Annotated in this window: 3 protein-coding genes; 2 read left to right on the forward strand and 1 reads right to left on the reverse strand. The window is 33.2% G+C overall.

The features are described from left to right. On the reverse strand, nt 1–1,701 hold a 1,701-nt coding region (locus KGI01_RS13560), incomplete at its 3' end, for a methyl-accepting chemotaxis protein (RefSeq protein WP_141275120.1). 216 nt (nt 1,702–1,917) lie between these two features. Between KGI01_RS13560 and KGI01_RS13565 the strand changes: the two genes are divergently transcribed. Both KGI01_RS13565 and KGI01_RS13570 read left to right on the forward strand, forming a co-directional pair. Continuing rightward, nucleotides 1,918–2,268, forward strand: a complete 351-nt coding sequence (locus KGI01_RS13565) for a nuclear transport factor 2 family protein (RefSeq protein ID WP_255314803.1) — start codon at nt 1,918–1,920, stop codon at nt 2,266–2,268. A gap of 26 nt (nt 2,269–2,294) precedes the next feature. Continuing rightward, nucleotides 2,295–2,606 (forward strand): immunity protein CdiI family protein, encoded by a 312-nt coding sequence (locus KGI01_RS13570; protein ID WP_141275122.1) that lies wholly within the window; start codon nt 2,295–2,297, stop codon nt 2,604–2,606. The last annotated feature ends 148 nt before the right edge of the window (nt 2,607–2,754 follow it).

Here is a 2,754-nt window from a genome sequence, read left to right on the forward strand (position 1 = left end):
GCCTGATAAATCAGTTGCAGACTCAGCCACTATTTGCACCACTTTTTGTTGTTCTTCAATCGACTCAAATACTTCTGAAGTAGCAGCAGCATTATGCTGGCTAATTTGCGCGCTATGGTCAACAGAAGTTACAATGACGTCTTTTTGTGTCATGAGTTGTTGCACACTTTGGTTCACTTCTGTAATGGCTGTCTGAATTGAAGCGACTGTTTTTTGAATTTCTTCGAAAGATGTACCTGTATGTGTTACTGCATCGTTTTGTTGTTGAACAATTGCAGCTGTGCGATTAATTTCAGTATTGGCATTCATCGTTTCGCTTTCAATACCTTTTAACGTATTTTGTACACTCTTTGTTGAAGATGCAGTTTGCTCAGCTAGTTTACGCACTTCTTCTGCTACAACTGCAAATCCCTTACCATGTTCACCAGCACGTGCTGCTTCGATTGAAGCATTCAGCGCTAATAAATTCGTCTGTTCAGAAATCATATTAATCGATGTGATAATATTTTCGATTTCTTTCATTTTAGACGATAGATTGTGGAATACGGCTTGCACATGTTGTACTAGTTTTGCTGATTCATTCGACTTCTCTTGAAGAATTGAAAGTTGTGTTAAACCATTTGCATTTGCTTTTTCCATCGTATTTGATGTTTGTAACATATGTTGGTTTTTTTCATGAAGTTCTGTAATCTCTTCTGTTAAATGATCTGTCGCTTGTTTTGTTGACTGGCTATCTACTAATTGTTTATGCGAACCTTCAGACATTGTTTGAACACTATTTGAGATTTCATCTGTTGAAGCAGCTGCTTCAACAGAAATAGCTGTTAAACTCGTTGATGTATCACGAATTTCTGCGATGGATGTATCAACATCTTGGATTAACTGTTTTAAACTAATTACCATACTGTTAAAGTGATTATTCAATTGACCGATTTCATCTTCACGTTTTACTTCATCTAAAGGAATTGATAAATTGCCACTCGCGATTTCTTTTAATTTAGCTGTTAGTTTCTGAATGGGACGAGCGAATGTACGAGCTAAACGTAATGTTAAGAAGAAACCAATAATTAATGAAATGACAAGAGCAATCGACATCATTAATAATAACTGATTTGCAGGTGCATTAAAGTCTTTTTTGTATGAACTTGCTGCAACAATCCATCCCCAATTCGGATCGACTTTTGAGTATGTAATTTTATCAGCCGTTTTGTCCATATCATCTGGCAAGTGGAATGGATACGATGTAAAACCGCCACCTTTATCAGCCGTTTGAATAATATTACGAATGAAATATTGTCCGCTACTATCTTGTAAATCCCATGACTGTTTATCTTCAATATTAGGGTGACCAATCATCATACCGTCTTTTTCTAAGAAGAAGATGTAACCACTCTCGCCTAAATCTGTTTTATTCGTAATCGGACGAAGGCCTTTATCATTCTTTTGTCCAATCGTTACTTCTTTTACTTTTTCTTGTGCTTCTTCAAGTGACATTTCACCTGAAGATACTTTTTGATTGTAGCCATCAATCAATTGCAATGTCGAGGTCACACTGTTTTTTACAATCGTCTCGCCTAATTCATTCATACTATTTTTTGCGTTGATGAAACTCACGATTCCGATGATTAAACAAGGAATCAGCATAAGGAGTAAAGAATTCAGCATAATTTTCCAATAAATTGAATTTAGTATTTTCTTCACAGTTACCTCCTAATAAGATGTGTCAATATATCTATTATGTATTCACTTAAAAAATAAATCAACATATTTGGAAAAAGAAGGTATAATGAATTTTGTTTTTAAATAGCATTTTCTTTTGGAAAGAGAGAAAGTGATGATTTATTAGACTTTTTTTGTAAAAAAATTGCTGTTTTTAATATAAAATAAGGTGAAAATATAGATAGGGAGATGAAAGAGTTGGAAGCTAGAGCAGCAAATTTTTTACACCTTGAAAAAACATTAATGTATGGACGATTAGATGATTTTGAAGAGTTATTATCAAATGATTTCGTTGAATTTGGAACATCTGGCCGTATTTATAGTAAAGAGATGCAATTAAATTCCGTAGATACAAAAGGATTGGCGGCATGTCCATTTATTATTAAAAATTTTTCTGTTCAGCAACTCGCACCGACGATTGTTCACATTACATATCAAACAGAAACGATTGACAATGGAAGTCAATCTAATCGCAGTTCAATCTGGAAGTATGAACATGAAAAATGGCGCTTATATTTTCATCAAGGAACACCGACAATATCATTTTAATATAATAGAGGAAGAAGGCAGATTATATGAATGAATTTTGTAGTTGCGAAAGATTAACACATATAAAAGTAGAAGCAGATTTTTATACAGATCCACTATGGTGCAGTATTTGTGGTTATAATTTAGATATTGATGAGTTTCCACTAAGAGAACTAATAAAAGAGAAGTTAATGTTATGGGTAGAAAAATATGAAGACGTATTAGAAGAAAATTCCCATCAATCGTCATTTGAATATGAACTTAACAAGCAAGAATATAATCAAGTTGGATTAGAATTAACAGAAGAAATCAAAAAGGATATAGGTCATCAATATAATATCTCATTTTCATATGTATAAATAAAAAGAAGATGAACATTTCATTTTCCTTATTTAGAGTTCGCAACGAAAAAACGGAACCACATGACAGCGTGATTCCGTTTTTTCTTATGCACATATTAGATGGTGTTTTATACGTATGTCCCATCTTCTTTTTAGTTTTATTTGG

Origin of the sequence: Kurthia gibsonii (assembly GCF_006539985.1) — a bacterium.
GTDB lineage: Bacteria > Bacillota > Bacilli > Bacillales_A > Planococcaceae > Kurthia > Kurthia gibsonii.